Raw genomic sequence first — 15,013 nt, 5'->3', positions numbered from 1 at the left:
GCTATGCCAGGTTGGAGATTTTATCGAGGCCTTTCACCAGCATGCCGCACACCTTGACCGGAGCCACCACTTCAAAGTTCGCGAGGGCAAGTGCTTGTGGCAGCGCATGGGAGGCCTCGGTCTGCTTGTTCCGCAGCACGTCATCCATTCCTTTTTTCACGCGGGCGAACGACGACTTGGAATCGCTCAGGTTGAATAGGTTATCGGGCATAGAGGGGGCGATTCTTTTGTAGTGCGCTGCGGAATGATCAAGTTGCGCGTTGAAGAAATTCATATCGGAGGTCCCGTTAAATGCGGTGGGCGACTCAGCCGCAACATCCCAGGACCTTTTTTGCACCCTCTCGGCGTCGTTGATGTACATATGAAACTCCCTGGAACGTGTCCATTACAGTGCTAGTGGTAACACTGGCACTCCCCGGCACAGGCAGGGGAGGCCAGGATTATTTAGTTTGGAAACCGTACTTTGCCAGCGAGCGTCATTTTCGAGTTGGCGCTATCAATTGCCCTGCCCGTCTTCGTGTCCGCGACGCCGTCTATCATCCTTGATATGGCAACTTTGTTGTTTTCTTCCCTGGCCCACGCTGCCGTAGATTCTACCGCCGCCGAAGACGACCCTTGAGACGGACCACCGATTGGAGGAGTACTCATTTAATTTACCTTTGTATGAGGTAGGATGGTGTGCAGAGATTGTTCGTTCTGTATCTACACAGTTTGTGAGCAATTGTGATCGCTCGTAGGCTAAGTGGCTGATGCCGTGAGTTTCGTTCCTGACGTGAACAAGGTACATGTTTGTAAATGTTTCAAACCTGTTTGAAAGAGGCGCTTGAAATCAACTTGAATATCTCTGCTTGATTTCAAGGGGTAAATACTTTCAGTTGTTTCATTCGATAGTAAAGCGTGCGAAGCGCGACCCCCAACTCTGCCGCTGCACTGTCGACGCTGTGTTCATGACGCTGCAGCGACTCCTCAATCAATACTTTTTCGATCTGTTGCAGGCGTGCCTTCAAATTCATCTCGGTCTGTGGCGCAAGGCTTGTAGGGAGCGGGGCTAGGCCCAAAACGAAGCGTTTAGCGGCTGAGCGAAGTTCGCGAATATTACCGAGCCAAGGGTGACAGAGTAACTCCTGTAGCAGCGCGCCTGCTGGGGCTTGCACGGGGCACTTAAAGGCCTCTGCTTCTTGTTTGATCATATTAAGAAACAACGGGATAATTAACTCCCGACGCTCCCGCAAAGGGGGGAGATGGATATTGACGACATTGAGACGGAAATACAGATCCCGTCGGAAGGCACCTCGTTCCACCATCTCGTGCAACGATTGCTGGGCAGAAGCGATGACACGCATATCCACTTGGATTAATCGGGTCGAGCCCAGGCGTTCGACCCCTCGACATTCCAGTACCCGCAGCAGCTTGGCTTGGAGCGACAACGGCATGCTGTCGATTTCGTCGAGGTATAAGGTGCCCAGGTGTGCAGCTTCGACAAAGCCTGCCCGTGATTGCATTGCACCGGTGTAGGCGCCGCTGTTGACCCCGAATAGTTGGCTTTCCGCCAGGCTTTCGGGAATTGCAGCACAGTTGACGGCGACGAAGTTACCTCGCCGGCCCGACAAGCGATGGATGCGTTGGGCCAAAGTATCCTTACCAGTGCCGGTTTCTCCCAGCAAAAGTATATCGATGTTTAATGCCGCAGTATTGTTGATAGTGGCTTCAATGGTTGGGCATTCAGTAAATGGATCATCCGTTTCAAACTTGCTTTGATAGGAGGCCGACATATCGCTGTTGCTCCTATTGTATCCCATTGTTTTACTGAGGGGCTTCCCTGCTGACCTGCATAAGTAGAACGGAATTTATCTGGTTTGTCATTCTGTTGGAAAGTGCGAAATAGACGTTTGTGATGTGCGAAAACCAAAAAATCTTAAGTTAAATATTATTCAAGTGGGGGCTCACTCGTGATTGCCTGATAATGGGTCGGAATAATCTTAAGTTCTGGGGTGTTATGGAGGATTGGCGTATTTTTACGTATTGAGGGCTGTGGTTGTTTTATAGGTTTGCCGTATTAAGATGTTAGGGGATTTTTCAAAGTCGATCGTTGTAGAGGGTTGCAAACATCGCCCACAAAAAAGCCGATGCAGTGCATCGGCTTTTTGTGCTGCGGCATAGGCCGCAGATGACGCTTAGACGTTGAAGCGGAAGTGCATCACGTCACCATCCTTGACGATGTATTCCTTGCCTTCCAAGCGCCATTTACCGGCTTCCTTGGCACCGGCTTCACCCTTGAACTGGATGAAGTCGTTGTAGGCGATGACTTCGGCGCGGATGAAGCCTTTTTCGAAGTCGGTGTGGATCACGCCAGCCGCTTGCGGGGCAGTGGCACCGACCTTGACGGTCCAGGCGCGCACTTCTTCAACACCGGCGGTGAAGTAGGTCTGCAGGTGCAGCATTTCGTAGCCGGCACGGATCACGCGGTTCAGGCCAGGCTCTTCCAGGCCCAGGGCCTCGAGGAACATGTCTTTCTCTTCGCCGTCTTCCAGCTCGGCGATTTCCGCTTCGATCTTGTTGCACACCGGAACAACCATCGCGCCTTCTTCTTCGGCAATGGCCATGACCACGTCGAGCAGCGGGTTGTTCTCGAAACCGTCTTCAGCCACGTTGGCGATGTACATCACCGGCTTGGTGGTCAGCAGGTGGAAGCCCTTGATCACGGCCTTTTCGTCGGCGCTCATGCTCTTCATCAGGCTGCGTGCCGGCTTGCCCAGGGTGAAGTGGGCAATCAACTGCTCCAGCAGGGCTTTCTGGACCACTGCGTCCTTGTCGCCGCCCTTGGCGTTACGCGTCACTTTTTGCAGCTGCTTCTCGCAGCTGTCGAGGTCGGCGAAGATCAGTTCCAGGTCGATGATCTCGATGTCGCGTTTCGGGTCGACGCTGTTGGAAACGTGAATCACGTTCTCGTCTTCGAAGCAGCGGACCACGTGCGCAATGGCATCGGTCTCGCGGATGTTGGCGAGGAACTTGTTGCCCAGGCCTTCACCTTTCGACGCGCCGGCAACCAGGCCTGCGATGTCGACGAACTCCATGGTGGTCGGCAGGATGCGCTTTGGATTCACGATGGCCGCCAGGGCGTCCAGGCGTGTATCGGGCATCGGCACGATACCGGTGTTCGGCTCGATGGTGCAGAAGGGGAAGTTCTCCGCCGCAATCCCGGATTTGGTCAGGGCGTTGAACAGGGTGGACTTGCCGACGTTAGGTAGGCCGACGATGCCGCAATTGAATCCCATGGTGTTTCCCCTCGGGTAAAGAGTCAGGCCTTCTGGCTGTGCAGGTTTTTCATCGCACGGTTCCATTCACCGGCGAAGATATCCGGCAGCACGCCGAGGGCAAAATCGATGCTGGCATCGAGTTTTTCCTGTTCGGCGCGTGGCGCACGACCCAGGACGAAATTTGAAACCATACTGGCAACGCCCGGGTGGCCGATGCCAAGCCGCAAGCGGTAAAACGTATTCTGATTGCCCAACTGCGCGATGATGTCCCGCAGGCCATTATGCCCGCCATGGCCGCCGCCTTGCTTGAGCTTGGCAACGCCGGGTGGCAGGTCAAGTTCGTCATGGGCCACCAGGATTTCTTCGGGTTTGATCCGGAAGAAGCCCGCAAGCGCCGCGACAGCCTGGCCGCTGCGGTTCATGTAGGTGGTGGGAATCAACAGACGAACATCCTGACCTTGATGCGAAAAGCGTCCGGTCAGGCCGAAATATTTGCGATCGGCCGTAAGGTTTACACCTTGTGCGTGGGCGATGCGCTCAACAAAAAGGGCCCCCGCGTTATGCCGGGTCTGTTCGTATTCGGCGCCTGGATTTCCCAGGCCAACGATCAGTTTAATGGCAGTCACGACAGGGGCCCTTCCTTTGGAGTTGTGGATAACATCGCCGTGGGTGCGGCGAAAGTGGACGACAAAAACTCATTAACCGTAGAGGCCAACTTCGCATTCTCGCCCGCTTTCTCGCTACGTTCCGGTCCGCGATGTTTCCTCAAGCTCCGGCATTACAGAGTGAATTACTCTGCAGCGCCTTCTTCAGCTTCTGGTGCAACGCGTGGAGCGTGTACGTTTGCAACAGCTTTGTCATCACCGTGAGCCAGTGCAACAAACTCAACGCCTTTAGGGGCCTTGAGGTCGGACAGGTGGATGATGTCGCCGATTTCAGCAGCCGACAGGTCGACTTCGATGAACTCAGGCAGGTCTTTCGGCAGGCAGGTCACTTCGATCTCGGCTACAACGTGCGAGATTTCGCCGCCTTTCTTGACCGGAGCTTCTTCACCAACAAAGTGCACAGGCACGATAGCGGTCAGTTTTTGACCGGCTACAACGCGAATGAAGTCAGCGTGCAGTACGTGGCCCTTGGCTGGGTGACGTTGCAGTGCCTTGATGATGACGTTCTGCTTCTTGCCACCCACGTTCAGCTCGATGATGTGGCTGTAGGCCGCGTCGTTTTCGAGCAGTTTGGCGATTTCTTTAGCCAGCATGCTGATGGATTCAGGGGCTTTTTCGCCACCGTAAACTACAGCTGGAACCAGGCTTGCGAGACGACGCAGGCGGCGGCTCGCACCTTTCCCCAGGTCGGAACGCAGTTCAGCATTCAAAGTAAATTCGTTCATGTTGTATCTCCAAAATAACCACATTCGCCCTAGCGTTTGCGACCAGCGCTAAAGGCGATATGGGCAAAAAAGCCCCGCCCCAGCAGAATGCTGGGGCGGGGCGCTTTTCGTCAGGTTGATGCGGCTAAGGTTTGACCCTTAACGGAACATCGCGCTGATCGATTCTTCGTTGCTGATGCGGCGAACCGCTTCGGCAACTACCGGTGCGATATCCAGTTGGCGGATACGCGAACAGGCTTGAGCGGCAGCGGACAACGGGATGGTGTTAGTCACCACCAGTTCGTCCAGCATTGAGTTCTCGATGTTCTCGATCGCTCGGCCCGACAGCACAGGGTGTGTGCAGTAGGCGAAGACTTTTGCTGCACCGTGCTCTTTCAAGGCTTTCGCCGCATGGCACAGGGTGCCGGCGGTGTCGACCATGTCATCAACCAGAATACAGGTACGCCCTTCGACATCACCGATGATATGCATCACTTCAGAGTGATTGGCTTTCTCGCGGCGTTTGTCGATGATCCCGAGGTCCACGCCCAGGGATTTGGCAACAGCCCGTGCACGCACGACGCCACCAATGTCCGGGGACACGATCATCAGGTTTTCAAAGCGCTGGTCTTCGATGTCATCCACCAGGACGGGGGAGCCGTAGATGTTATCTACCGGAATATCGAAGAACCCCTGGATTTGGTCAGCGTGCAGGTCAACCGTGAGAACACGGTCGATGCCTACCACGGTCAGCATGTCAGCAACGACTTTCGCGCTGATAGCCACACGTGCGGAACGCGGACGGCGATCCTGACGGGCATAACCAAAGTAAGGGATTACAGCTGTGATTCGAGTCGCTGAGGAGCGGCGGAAGGCATCAGCCATCACGACGAGTTCCATCAGGTTATCGTTGGTCGGAGCGCAAGTCGGCTGAATAATGAAGACGTCTTTACCGCGAACGTTTTCATTGATCTCGGCAGTAATTTCGCCGTCGGAGAATTTACCGACAGAGATGTCACCGAGAGGGATATGCAGCTGACGTACAACACGCCGAGCCAGATCGGGGTTAGCATTCCCCGTAAAGACCATCATCTTGGACACGCGCAGTACCTAGAGGCTGAGGGTAACCTGGATGAGTATAGAAAATGGCAGGGGCGGCTGGATTCGAACCAACGCATGGCAGGATCAAAACCTGCTGCCTTACCGCTTGGCGACGCCCCTGTATCTGTTGCAACGAGTACCCAGTACTCGGTTCCTTTAGAGCAGACTTTGCAGCTTGCGATGCAACATCGAAACGTTGCTTCCCTTTGCTACAAACCCTGTAAGGGTCTCTGTAAGAAGGGCCGAGACTTTATCAGCTTCAGCTTTGTTTGGGAAGCCCCCAAACACACAACTTCCAGTTCCGGTTAATTTTGCTTCGGTAAATTTACCTAACAAATTCAAAGCGTTACGTACATCTGGATAACGCCTTGCTACAACCGGTAAGCAGTCATTTCGACTGTTTCCCTTGGGAACGGGGCGCACTTTAATGGGAGGAGAGTTACGTGTCAACAGTGGATCTGAAAAAATTTCTGCTGTACTTACAGATACTTGCGGAACAAGCACGACATACCACGGCTCTTCGGGGTCTACAGGGGTGAGTTTCTCCCCCACGCCTTCGGCAAAAGCAGCGTGCCCACGCACGAAAACCGGGACGTCCGCGCCCAGTGTCAGGCCCAGCGCCGCCAGGCGATCGTGGTCCCAACCCAGCTGCCACAAGTGATTCAGGCCGAGCAATGTCGTTGCGGCATTCGAGCTGCCGCCACCGATGCCGCCGCCCATGGGCAGGATTTTTTCGATCCAGATGTCGATGCCCAATGGGCAACCGGATTGTTCCTGGAGTTTTTTCGCGGCCTTCACAATCAGGTTGCTGTCGTGAGGCACGCCTTCGAATTCGGTGTGCAGTTGAATCACGCCGTCATCGCGAACGGCAAAGGTCAGCTCATCGCCGTAGTCGAGAAATTGAAAAATAGTCTGCAGCTCGTGATAGCCGTCTTCACGACGACCGAGAATGTGCAGCATCAAATTCAGTTTGGCCGGGGAGGGCAGGGTCAGACGTTGCGCTGTCATCTCACTGCCCCAGCTTGCGCGGTTGCCAGTCCTTGATCACCAGCGTGACGTCAAGGTCGGTGCCATGCAGCTTGATACGCTCAGGCAGCCAGTAACCGTTCTGTTGCACATAGCTCAGGTATTCGACCTGCCAGCCATCCTGTTCCAGCGAAGCCAGGCGGCTGTCGCCATTGAGGCTCAGGCGGCTCTTGCTGTCTGGCGCCGGAAGACCGCGTACCCACCACACCAGGTGCGATACGGGGAGTTTCCAGCCCATCTGTTCTTCCAGCAGGGCTTCCGGCGTCGGCGCCTCAAAGCGGCCCTGATTGGCCACTTCCAGGCTGACTTGCCCCGGTCGGCCGGTCAGGCGTGCCGCACCGCGGCCCAGCGGGCCGGACAGGCGAATGTCGTAATAGTCCTGGCGTTGCAGCCAGAACAAGGTGCCACTGCCTGAATCTTTCGGGGCGCGAATGCCGACCTTGCCCTCAATCTGCCAGCCATCAAGGCTGCTCAGTTGATCCTTGTGCTGCTGCCATTGCGCGGGGTTACCCGGGCCCTCGACAGATTCACGGGTGCCAAGGCCTGAACAGCCGGCGAGCAGGGCGATAAAGCTGAAAACGATGACGTGGCGCAAAAACATAAAATTAAAGGGTCTCGGATCCGGTCAGGCGCTTGATGGTACTGCGCAGGATTGGGCTTTCGGGCTGTTCCTTGAGGAACTTCTCCCAGATTTGTCGCGCTTCACGCTGCTTGCCGTTGGCCCAGAGCACTTCGCCCAGGTGTGCGGCCACTTCCTGGTCGGGGAAGCGCTCCAGCGCCTGGCGCAGCAGCCGTTCGGCTTCGTCCAGGTTACCCAGGCGGTAATTCACCCAGCCGAGGCTGTCGAGTACGGCCGGGTCTTCCGGGTTCAGCTGGTGAGCCTTTTCAATCAACTCCTTGGCTTCGGCGTAACGCGTTGTACGGTCGGACAAGGTGTAACCCAGGGCGTTCAGTGCCATGGCGTTGTCCGGATCGCGCTTGATGATCAGGCGCAGGTCTTTTTCCATCTGCGCCAGGTCATTGCGTTTTTCCGCCTGCATGGCGCGGGTGTACAGCAGGTTCAGGTCGTCCGGGTATTGCAGCAAGGCTTGCTGGAGGATTTTCCAGGCGCGATCGCCTTGCTTATTGGCCGACAACGTCTCGGCCTGGATCAGGTACAGCTGGATCGCGTAGTCCGGCTCGGCCTCCCGTGCGGCGGCCAGGCGTTTTTCGGCCTCGTCGGTGCGACCGTTGCTCATCAGGATATCGGCCTGGCGCAGTTGGGCCGGCAGGTAATCATTGCCTGGGCCGACCTGGGCGTACTCAAGCAATGCGGCCTGCGGGTCGTTACGCTCTTCAGCGATGCGGCCCAGGTTCAGGTGCGCTGAATCCACGTGGCTTTCGCGGGCGATCAAGTCTTCCAGGTAGCCCTTGGCCTCATCCCATGCCTTGGCTTCCAGGCACACCAGTGCCAGGGAGTAGCGCAGTTCGTCATCGTCCGGGTATTGCTGGACGAGGTTGGCGAACTGCACCTTGGCGTCTTCCATGCGGTCCTGTTCAACCAGCATGCGGGCATAGGTCAGCAACAGGCGCTTGTCGCCCGGGTACTTCTTGATGCTTTTTTCCAGCAGCGGAATCGCTTCCTTGCCGCGGTTGAGGTTCTGCAGCAGGCGGGCGCGCAGCAGGATCGGCGCGATCTCGCCCTCTTCCGGCGGGTGTTGCTCCAGCAACTTCAGCGCGGCCTCGGGCTCATCATCCTGTTGCAGCAACAGCGCCTTGCCGAAAATCAGCTGGCTGTTGTTCGGGTGTTTTTGCAGCAGGCGGTCGAAACTCTTCATCAGGCCGTTGCGGGTGTCCTGATCGGTGTCGGCGGCCGACAGCGCGAGGAAGTCGAAATGCGTGTCGCCCTTGCCCTGCAGGACTTTCTCCATATACACCATGGAGTCGTCATAGCGCCCGGCGCGGGCCAGTTGAATGGCGGCTGCCCGTTGCGCCTCGAGATCGTCCGGGGCGTTTTTCGCCCAGATCAGTGAGGTGTCCAGGGCGGCCTGATCGGCGCCCAGGTACTCGGCGATACGAAACGCGCGCTCGGAAATCCCCGGGTCCTGAGTATTGATGGCCTGGGTCACGTAGTTATCCAGGGCAATGTCGAAACGATTGCGCTGGCCGGCCAGCTCCGCGCTCAGCAGGCTGAAGACCGTTTCTTCACTGAACGAGGAATAAACCTTGGGCTTTTCAGGGGCGGGGGTGCTGTCTTCTACCGGCGGCGTACCGTCCGGCGACACGGGTGCCATGGCCTGGCAGCCGCTGAGAAAGACAAAAGCAAGGAGCAACGCGGAAGATCTATTCATATAGGAGGAGGACGACTAACCTGCGGTCGGATCATCATGACACAAGCCTTCGGCCAAACATAACCGAGTCTCAGTGGATGCCTTTATAGACACAAGGCATTAGGACAATAGACTACGGTGGTTGTTCTGAATCATTCGAAGTAGGACAATTGTCGGCTTCCCGACATCATCAGCGATATTGAATGGCCTTCCTTGCACTCGGTATTAACCACAAGACTGCTTCTGTAGACGTCCGCGAGCGCGTGGCTTTTACTCCCGAGCAGTTGGTTGAGGCCTTGCAGCAGCTCTGCCGGCTCACCGACAGTCGCGAAGCTGCGATCCTTTCGACCTGCAATCGCAGCGAGCTCTATATAGAGCAGGAACATCTTTGCGCGGATGGGGTGCTGCGTTGGCTGGCCGATTACCACCATTTGAGCCTTGATGAGCTGCGCCAAAGCTCATATGTGCACGAAGAGGATGCGGCAGTTCGTCACATGATGCGCGTCGCCTCCGGGCTCGATTCGCTGGTGCTGGGCGAACCGCAGATCCTCGGCCAGATGAAGTCGGCCTACGCCGTGGCCCGCGAGGCCGGCACTATCGGTCCGCTGCTGGGGCGCTTGTTCCAGGCCACCTTCAATTCCGCCAAGCAGGTGCGCACCGACACCGCCATCGGTGAAAACCCGGTGTCCGTGGCGTTTGCCGCCGTCAGCCTGGCCAAACAGATTTTCAGTGACTTGCAGCGCAGCCAGGCCCTGCTGATCGGCGCCGGCGAGACCATCACCCTGGTCGCCCGCCATCTGCACGAGCTGGGGGTGAAGCGCATCGTCGTCGCCAACCGTACCCTAGAACGCGCCAGCATCCTGGCCGAGCAGTTCGGTGCCCACGCGGTGTTGCTTTCCGACATCCCGGCCGAGCTGGTGCGCAGCGACATCGTCATCAGTTCCACCGCCAGCCAGTTGCCGATCCTTGGAAAAGGCGCGGTGGAAAGCGCGCTGAAACTGCGCAAGCACAAGCCGATTTTCATGGTGGATATCGCCGTTCCCCGGGATATCGAGCCTGAAGTCGGCGAGTTGGACGACGTTTACCTCTACAGCGTCGACGACCTGCACGAAGTGGTGGCCGAAAACCTCAAGAGTCGCCAGGGTGCAGCCCAGGCCGCCGAGGAGATGGTCAGCACCGGTGCCGACGATTTCATGGTGCGCCTGCGTGAACTGGCGGCAGTGGACGTGCTCAAGGCTTACCGTCAGCAAGGCGAACGCTTGCGGGACGAGGAATTGATCAAGGCCCAGCGTATGCTCGCCAATGGCAGCAGCGCTGAAGACGTGCTGATGCAACTGGCGCGCGGCCTGACCAACAAATTGCTGCACGCCCCCAGTGTTCAGTTGAAAAAGCTTACCGCCGAAGGCCGCCTCGATGCGCTGGCCATGGCCCAGGAACTCTTTGCCCTCGGTGAGGGCGCGACAGAAAGCTCTTCGGATAAAAAACCGCAATGAAAGCGTCACTGCTCAATAAACTGGACGTCCTTCAGGACCGTTTCGAAGAACTGACCGCCCTGCTCGGCGACGGCGAGGTCATCTCCGATCAGACCAAGTTCCGCACCTATTCCAAGGAATACGCGGAAGTTGAGCCGATCGTGGGCACCTATAAACAGTTGCTCAAGGTTCAGGCTGACCTCGAGGGCGCCCAGGCGCTGCTCAAGGACAGCGACCCGGACATGCGCGAAATGGCCGTTGAAGAAGTGCGAGAAGCCAAGGACAAGCTGATCGAACTGGAAGGCGACCTGCAGCGCATGCTGCTGCCCAAGGACCCTAACGACGGGCGCAACGTGTTCCTCGAAATCCGCGCCGGCACCGGCGGTGACGAGGCGGCGATTTTCTCCGGCGACCTGTTCCGCATGTACTCGCGGTATGCCGAACGTCGCGGCTGGCGGGTGGAGATCCTGTCCGAGAACGAGGGCGAACACGGCGGCTATAAAGAAGTCATCGCCCGGGTTGAAGGCGAGAATGTCTACGGCAAGCTGAAGTTCGAGTCGGGCGTGCACCGCGTGCAGCGGGTTCCGGCAACGGAATCCCAGGGCCGCATCCACACCTCGGCGTGCACCGTGGCCGTGTTGCCCGAGCCGGACGAGCAGGAAGCCATCGAGATCAACCCGGCAGACCTGCGGGTCGACACCTACCGCTCATCGGGCGCCGGTGGCCAGCACGTGAACAAGACCGACTCGGCGATCCGTATCACTCACTTGCCTTCGGGCATCGTGGTGGAGTGCCAGGAAGAACGTTCCCAGCACAAGAACCGTGCGCGGGCCATGTCCTGGCTGTCGGCCAAGCTCAATGACCAGCAGACCAGCGCCGCCGCCAACGCGATTGCCAGCGAGCGTAAATTGCTGGTGGGCTCGGGCGACCGGTCCGAGCGTATCCGTACCTACAACTTTGCCCAGGGCCGGGTCACCGACCACCGCGTCAACCTGACGCTGTACTCCCTGGACGAAATCCTTGCCGGTGGCGTTGATGCGGTAATCGAGCCATTGTTGGCCGAATACCAGGCCGACCAGCTCGCGGCGATAGGTGAATAAATGACCATTATCGCCAGCCTGTTACGCGCCGCCGACCTGCCGGACTCGCCCACTGCGCGCCTGGACGTGGAATTGTTGCTGGCCGCTGCCTTGGGCAAGTCCCGCAGCTACCTGCACACCTGGCCGGAAAAAATCGTCAGCAGCGAAGACGCACTGACCTTTGCCGACTACCTGCAACGCCGCCGCACCGGCGAGCCTGTGGCCTACATCCTCGGCCAGCAAGGCTTCTGGAAACTCGATCTGGAAGTGGCGCCGCACACGCTGATCCCGCGTCCGGAAACCGAGATGCTGGTGGAAGCCGCTCTCGAATTGCTGCCTGCCACACCGGCCAAGGTCCTGGACCTGGGCACCGGCAGCGGCGCAATTGCCCTGGCCCTGGCCAGCGAACGCCCGGCCTGGCAAGTCACGGCTGTCGACCGTGTGCTGGAAGCCGTGGCCCTGGCCGAACGCAACCGCCAGCGCCTGCACCTGAATAACGCCACGGTGCTGAACAGCCATTGGTTCAGCGCCCTTGAAGGTCGCACTTACAACCTGATCATCAGCAACCCGCCTTATATAGCCGATACCGATCCGCACCTGGTGGCGGGGGATGTGCGCTTTGAGCCGGCCAGCGCGCTGGTGGCCGGGCATGACGGCCTGGACGATTTGCGGCTGATCATCGCCCAGGCGCCTGCGCACCTCGACGCCGCGGGCTGGTTGTTGCTGGAACACGGTTACGACCAGGCGCCCGCCGTGCGCGACCTGCTGCTGGGCGAAGGCTTCGAAGACGTCCACAGCCGCATCGACCTCGGTGGCCATGAGCGCATCACCTTGGGGCGCCGGCCGTGATGAATGATCAGGAGCTGTTGCGCTATAGCCGACAGATTCTGTTGCAGCATGTCGACATCGAAGGCCAGTTGCGCCTGAAAAACAGCCGCGCGCTGATCGTCGGGCTCGGTGGCCTTGGTTCGCCGGTGGCGCTGTATCTGGCGGCGGCGGGTGTGGGTGAGCTGCATTTGGCGGATTTCGACACGGTCGACCTGACCAACCTGCAACGCCAGATCATCCATGACACCGACAGCGTCGGCCTGAGCAAGGTCGATTCGGCGATTCGCCGCCTGAGTGCGATCAATCCTGAAATACAGTTGGTCGCCCATCGCAGTGCGCTGGATGTTGATTCCCTCGCGGCTGCCGTGGCGGCGGTCGACGTGGTGCTCGATTGCAGCGACAACTTCTCCACCCGCGAAGCAGTCAACGCTGCCTGTGTCGCCGCCGGCAAGCCTCTGGTCAGCGGCGCGGCGATTCGCCTGGAAGGCCAGCTGTCGGTGTTCGACCCACGGCGCGCCGAAAGCCCGTGCTACCACTGTTTATACGGGCACGGCAGCGAAACCGAACTGACCTGCAGCGAAGCCGGCGTCATCGGCCCGTTGGTGGGCCTGGTCGGCAGCCTGCAAGCCCTGGAAGCCTTGAAATTGCTGGCCGGTTTCGGCGAGCCGCTGGTGGGGCGGCTGTTGTTGATCGACGCCCTGACCACACGTTTTCGCGAGCTGCGGGTCAAGCGTGACCCCGGTTGCAGCGTCTGCGGCAGTCAACATGGTTAAGGATGCGCCGATTGGTGTGTTCGACTCCGGTGTCGGCGGCCTGTCGGTGCTGGACGAAATCCAGCGGCTGCTGCCCCACGAATCGCTGCTGTACGTGGCGGATTGCGGGCACATTCCCTACGGCGAGAAAACCCCGGCCTTCATCCTTGAGCGCTCGCGACGGGTGGCCGAGTTTTTCCGGGAGAAGGGCGCCAAAGCCTTTGTGATTGCCTGCAACACGGCGACTGTTGCCGCAGTCGCCGACTTGCGCCAGGACTATCCCGACTGGCCGCTGGTAGGTATGGAGCCTGCGGTCAAACCCGCCGCCGCCGCGACCCGCAGTGGGGTGGTCGGAGTGCTGGCGACCACCGGCACCCTGCAAAGCGCCAAGTTCGCCGCCTTGCTCGACCGCTTCGCCACCGATGTGCGGGTGATCACCCAGCCGTGCCCGGGCCTGGTGGAACTGATCGAGACCGGCGATTTGGGCAGCCCGGCCTTGCGCCAACTGTTGCAGGGGTATGTCGAACCGCTGATCGCAGCGGGTTGCGACACCATCATCCTCGGCTGTACCCACTACCCCTTTCTCAAGCCGTTGCTCGCCGAAATGCTCCCGCCGACGATCATTCTGATCGACACGGGCGCGGCCGTAGCGCGTCAGTTGCAACGTCTGTTGAGTGATCGCGAACTGCTGGCCACTGGCAATCCCGTGCCGGCACAGTTCTGGACCAGCGGCGATCCAGAGCACCTAAGAAAAATCCTACCCACCCTATGGAATTTTCCCGGCGTTGTGCGTAGCTTTGGCCTGTGAAAAATTCGTGAAATAACCGAATTACTGACTGAACTTCTGCATAAACGGCGACTTCTATAGCAAGTTAGCCTGTACAAAATCATACAACTTCGTTCGTAAAGGATGTTTCTTATGAAGCGCTGGTTCTGTTTGGCCGCGATTGCGGCCGCTGTGGTGGGACACTCTATTTCAGCGCAGGCGGCAGGCCTGGAATTTGGAGTGGGGAGTACCAGCGATTCGACCATGACTTATCGGTTGGGGCTGACCTCTGATTGGGATAAAAGCTGGTGGCAGACCGATACGGGCCGCGTGACCGGGTACTGGAGCGGTGCCTACACCTACTGGGACGGTGACAAGCGCGCCAGCGTCAGCAGCCTTTCGTTCTCGCCGGTTTTTGTTTATGAGTTTGCCGGGGAAAGGGTGAAGCCCTACATCGAAGCTGGGGTTGGCGTGGCCGTGTTCTCCCGCACGCGGGTCGAAGACAACAACATCGGCCAGGCTTTCCAGTTTGAAGACCGACTGGGCTTTGGCCTGCGCTTTGTCGGTGGGAGTGAAGTGGGTATTCGGGCTACCCATTACTCGAATGCCGGGATCAGCAGCAACAACGATGGTGTCGAGAGCTATTCGCTGCACTACACCATGCCACTGTAATTCTTCAGAACAGCGCAAAACCATTGTGGGAGCGGGCTTGCTCGCTCCCACATTTGCTCATCGTTGGTTTCAACATCAGCGATACACCGTTGCCAGCCCCTGGCGCTCATCGATGCACTCCGGTGCGCCCATCTCGAACTCCCGGCAGATCAGCGGCCGCTTCTCATAAATCGTGCACATCATCGTGTCGCGATCCAGCGCCGCACACCAGCCATCATCCAGGCGCAACATGACTTCGCCGCCCCAATCGTCGGTATCGATAAAGCGGTCAGGCACGCCGGTGTCGGTGATCAGCATGACTTCCAACTGGCAGCAGCACGCGGCGCAGGTGGAGCAGGTGACGGCGGGTTCGTCGATTTGCGTATGGGGGATGTTGGTCATA

General features: G+C 58.3%; 16 protein-coding genes and 1 tRNA gene. 6 read left to right on the top strand and 11 right to left on the bottom strand.

Annotation, left to right across the window (positions count from 1 at the left end; all coding sequences use genetic code 11):
• Position 1: 1 nt before the first annotated feature.
• From LIY45_RS20010 to LIY45_RS19965, 10 genes are all read right to left on the bottom strand, one after another.
• Positions 2-361 carry a hypothetical protein gene (locus LIY45_RS20010; RefSeq protein ID WP_226477345.1) on the bottom strand — a complete coding sequence of 120 codons (360 nt, stop codon included), beginning with the start codon at positions 359-361 and terminating at the stop codon, positions 2-4.
• A 493-nt stretch (positions 362-854) separates the two neighbouring features.
• Positions 855-1,772 carry a sigma 54-interacting transcriptional regulator gene (locus LIY45_RS20005; RefSeq protein WP_226477344.1) on the bottom strand — a complete coding sequence of 306 codons (918 nt, stop codon included), beginning with the start codon at positions 1,770-1,772 and terminating at the stop codon, positions 855-857.
• Between the two features lie 402 nt (positions 1,773-2,174).
• Complete coding sequence (gene ychF, locus LIY45_RS20000) at positions 2,175-3,275, bottom strand: redox-regulated ATPase YchF (RefSeq protein ID WP_017475978.1); 1,101 nt, start codon at positions 3,273-3,275, stop codon at positions 2,175-2,177.
• Between the two features lie 23 nt (positions 3,276-3,298).
• Positions 3,299-3,883: an aminoacyl-tRNA hydrolase gene (gene pth / locus LIY45_RS19995; protein ID WP_017475979.1), complete on the bottom strand. Its 585-nt coding sequence runs from the start codon at positions 3,881-3,883 to the stop codon at positions 3,299-3,301.
• A gap of 164 nt (positions 3,884-4,047) precedes the next feature.
• The gene (locus tag LIY45_RS19990; RefSeq protein WP_017475980.1) at positions 4,048-4,647 is read right to left on the bottom strand and encodes a 50S ribosomal protein L25/general stress protein Ctc; all 600 of its coding nucleotides are present in this window, start codon (positions 4,645-4,647) and stop codon (positions 4,048-4,050) included.
• Positions 4,648-4,785: 138 nt separating this feature from the next.
• A complete protein-coding gene (locus LIY45_RS19985) occupies positions 4,786-5,727 on the bottom strand; it encodes a ribose-phosphate pyrophosphokinase (protein WP_003208392.1) in 942 nt (313 codons plus the stop codon).
• Positions 5,728-5,772: 45 nt separating this feature from the next.
• Positions 5,773-5,847, bottom strand: a tRNA-Gln gene (locus LIY45_RS19980).
• 36 nt (positions 5,848-5,883) lie between these two features.
• Positions 5,884-6,735 carry a 4-(cytidine 5'-diphospho)-2-C-methyl-D-erythritol kinase gene (ispE, locus tag LIY45_RS19975; RefSeq protein ID WP_226477343.1) on the bottom strand — a complete coding sequence of 284 codons (852 nt, stop codon included), beginning with the start codon at positions 6,733-6,735 and terminating at the stop codon, positions 5,884-5,886.
• 1 nt (position 6,736) lies between these two features.
• Positions 6,737-7,354 carry a lipoprotein insertase outer membrane protein LolB gene (gene lolB, locus LIY45_RS19970; RefSeq protein ID WP_063033130.1) on the bottom strand — a complete coding sequence of 206 codons (618 nt, stop codon included), beginning with the start codon at positions 7,352-7,354 and terminating at the stop codon, positions 6,737-6,739.
• Positions 7,355-7,358: 4 nt separating this feature from the next.
• The gene (locus LIY45_RS19965; RefSeq protein WP_226477342.1) at positions 7,359-9,083 is read right to left on the bottom strand and encodes a tetratricopeptide repeat protein; all 1,725 of its coding nucleotides are present in this window, start codon (positions 9,081-9,083) and stop codon (positions 7,359-7,361) included.
• 182 nt (positions 9,084-9,265) lie between these two features.
• Between LIY45_RS19965 and hemA the strand changes: the two genes are divergently transcribed.
• From hemA to LIY45_RS19935, 6 genes are all read left to right on the top strand, one after another.
• Positions 9,266-10,555, top strand: coding sequence for a glutamyl-tRNA reductase (gene hemA, locus LIY45_RS19960; protein ID WP_226477341.1), 1,290 nt, complete (start codon positions 9,266-9,268; stop codon positions 10,553-10,555).
• Positions 10,552-11,634 (top strand): peptide chain release factor 1, encoded by a 1,083-nt coding sequence (gene prfA, locus LIY45_RS19955; RefSeq protein ID WP_003208405.1) that lies wholly within the window; start codon positions 10,552-10,554, stop codon positions 11,632-11,634. Before hemA ends, prfA begins: the two co-directional genes overlap by 4 nt.
• Entirely contained in the window at positions 11,635-12,462 is an 828-nt protein-coding gene (prmC, locus tag LIY45_RS19950) for a peptide chain release factor N(5)-glutamine methyltransferase (RefSeq protein ID WP_226477340.1), read from the top strand.
• Positions 12,459-13,214 (top strand): molybdopterin-synthase adenylyltransferase MoeB, encoded by a 756-nt coding sequence (locus LIY45_RS19945; RefSeq protein ID WP_226477339.1) that lies wholly within the window; start codon positions 12,459-12,461, stop codon positions 13,212-13,214. The genes prmC and LIY45_RS19945 overlap by 4 nt, the downstream gene beginning before the upstream one ends.
• The gene (murI, locus tag LIY45_RS19940; protein ID WP_226477338.1) at positions 13,207-14,001 is read left to right on the top strand and encodes a glutamate racemase; all 795 of its coding nucleotides are present in this window, start codon (positions 13,207-13,209) and stop codon (positions 13,999-14,001) included. Before LIY45_RS19945 ends, murI begins: the two co-directional genes overlap by 8 nt.
• Before the next feature lie 111 nt (positions 14,002-14,112).
• Positions 14,113-14,631, top strand: a complete 519-nt coding sequence (locus tag LIY45_RS19935; RefSeq protein ID WP_017475990.1) for an acyloxyacyl hydrolase — start codon at positions 14,113-14,115, stop codon at positions 14,629-14,631.
• A gap of 75 nt (positions 14,632-14,706) precedes the next feature.
• Here the strand turns inward: LIY45_RS19935 and LIY45_RS19930 are convergent, their stop codons facing one another.
• Positions 14,707-15,012 (bottom strand): YkgJ family cysteine cluster protein, encoded by a 306-nt coding sequence (locus LIY45_RS19930; protein ID WP_017475991.1) that lies wholly within the window; start codon positions 15,010-15,012, stop codon positions 14,707-14,709.
• Position 15,013: the final 1 nt, after the last annotated feature.

Source organism: Pseudomonas sp. MWU16-30323, from assembly GCF_020515595.1.
Taxonomy (GTDB): Bacteria; Pseudomonadota; Gammaproteobacteria; order Pseudomonadales; family Pseudomonadaceae; genus Aquipseudomonas; species Aquipseudomonas yamanorum.
This window is presented reverse-complemented; position numbering and strand designations above follow the sequence as displayed.

Excerpts from the sequence above, each read along its gene's own strand:
- LIY45_RS20010 (WP_226477345.1), bottom strand. The coding sequence starts at position 361 with ATGTACATCAACGACGCCGAGAGGGTGCAAAAAAGGTCCTGGGATGTT.
- LIY45_RS20005 (WP_226477344.1), bottom strand. The coding sequence starts at position 1,772 with ATGTCGGCCTCCTATCAAAGCAAGTTTGAAACGGATGATCCATTTACT.
- ychF (WP_017475978.1), bottom strand. The coding sequence starts at position 3,275 with ATGGGATTCAATTGCGGCATCGTCGGCCTACCTAACGTCGGCAAGTCC.
- LIY45_RS19990 (WP_017475980.1), bottom strand. The coding sequence starts at position 4,647 with ATGAACGAATTTACTTTGAATGCTGAACTGCGTTCCGACCTGGGGAAA.
- ispE (WP_226477343.1), bottom strand. The coding sequence starts at position 6,735 with ATGACAGCGCAACGTCTGACCCTGCCCTCCCCGGCCAAACTGAATTTG.
- lolB (WP_063033130.1), bottom strand. The coding sequence starts at position 7,354 with ATGTTTTTGCGCCACGTCATCGTTTTCAGCTTTATCGCCCTGCTCGCC.
- LIY45_RS19965 (WP_226477342.1), bottom strand. The coding sequence starts at position 9,083 with ATGAATAGATCTTCCGCGTTGCTCCTTGCTTTTGTCTTTCTCAGCGGC.
- hemA (WP_226477341.1), top strand. The coding sequence starts at position 9,266 with ATGGCCTTCCTTGCACTCGGTATTAACCACAAGACTGCTTCTGTAGAC.
- prfA (WP_003208405.1), top strand. The coding sequence starts at position 10,552 with ATGAAAGCGTCACTGCTCAATAAACTGGACGTCCTTCAGGACCGTTTC.
- prmC (WP_226477340.1), top strand. The coding sequence starts at position 11,635 with ATGACCATTATCGCCAGCCTGTTACGCGCCGCCGACCTGCCGGACTCG.
- murI (WP_226477338.1), top strand. The coding sequence starts at position 13,207 with ATGGTTAAGGATGCGCCGATTGGTGTGTTCGACTCCGGTGTCGGCGGC.
- LIY45_RS19935 (WP_017475990.1), top strand. The coding sequence starts at position 14,113 with ATGAAGCGCTGGTTCTGTTTGGCCGCGATTGCGGCCGCTGTGGTGGGA.
- LIY45_RS19930 (WP_017475991.1), bottom strand. The coding sequence starts at position 15,012 with ATGACCAACATCCCCCATACGCAAATCGACGAACCCGCCGTCACCTGC.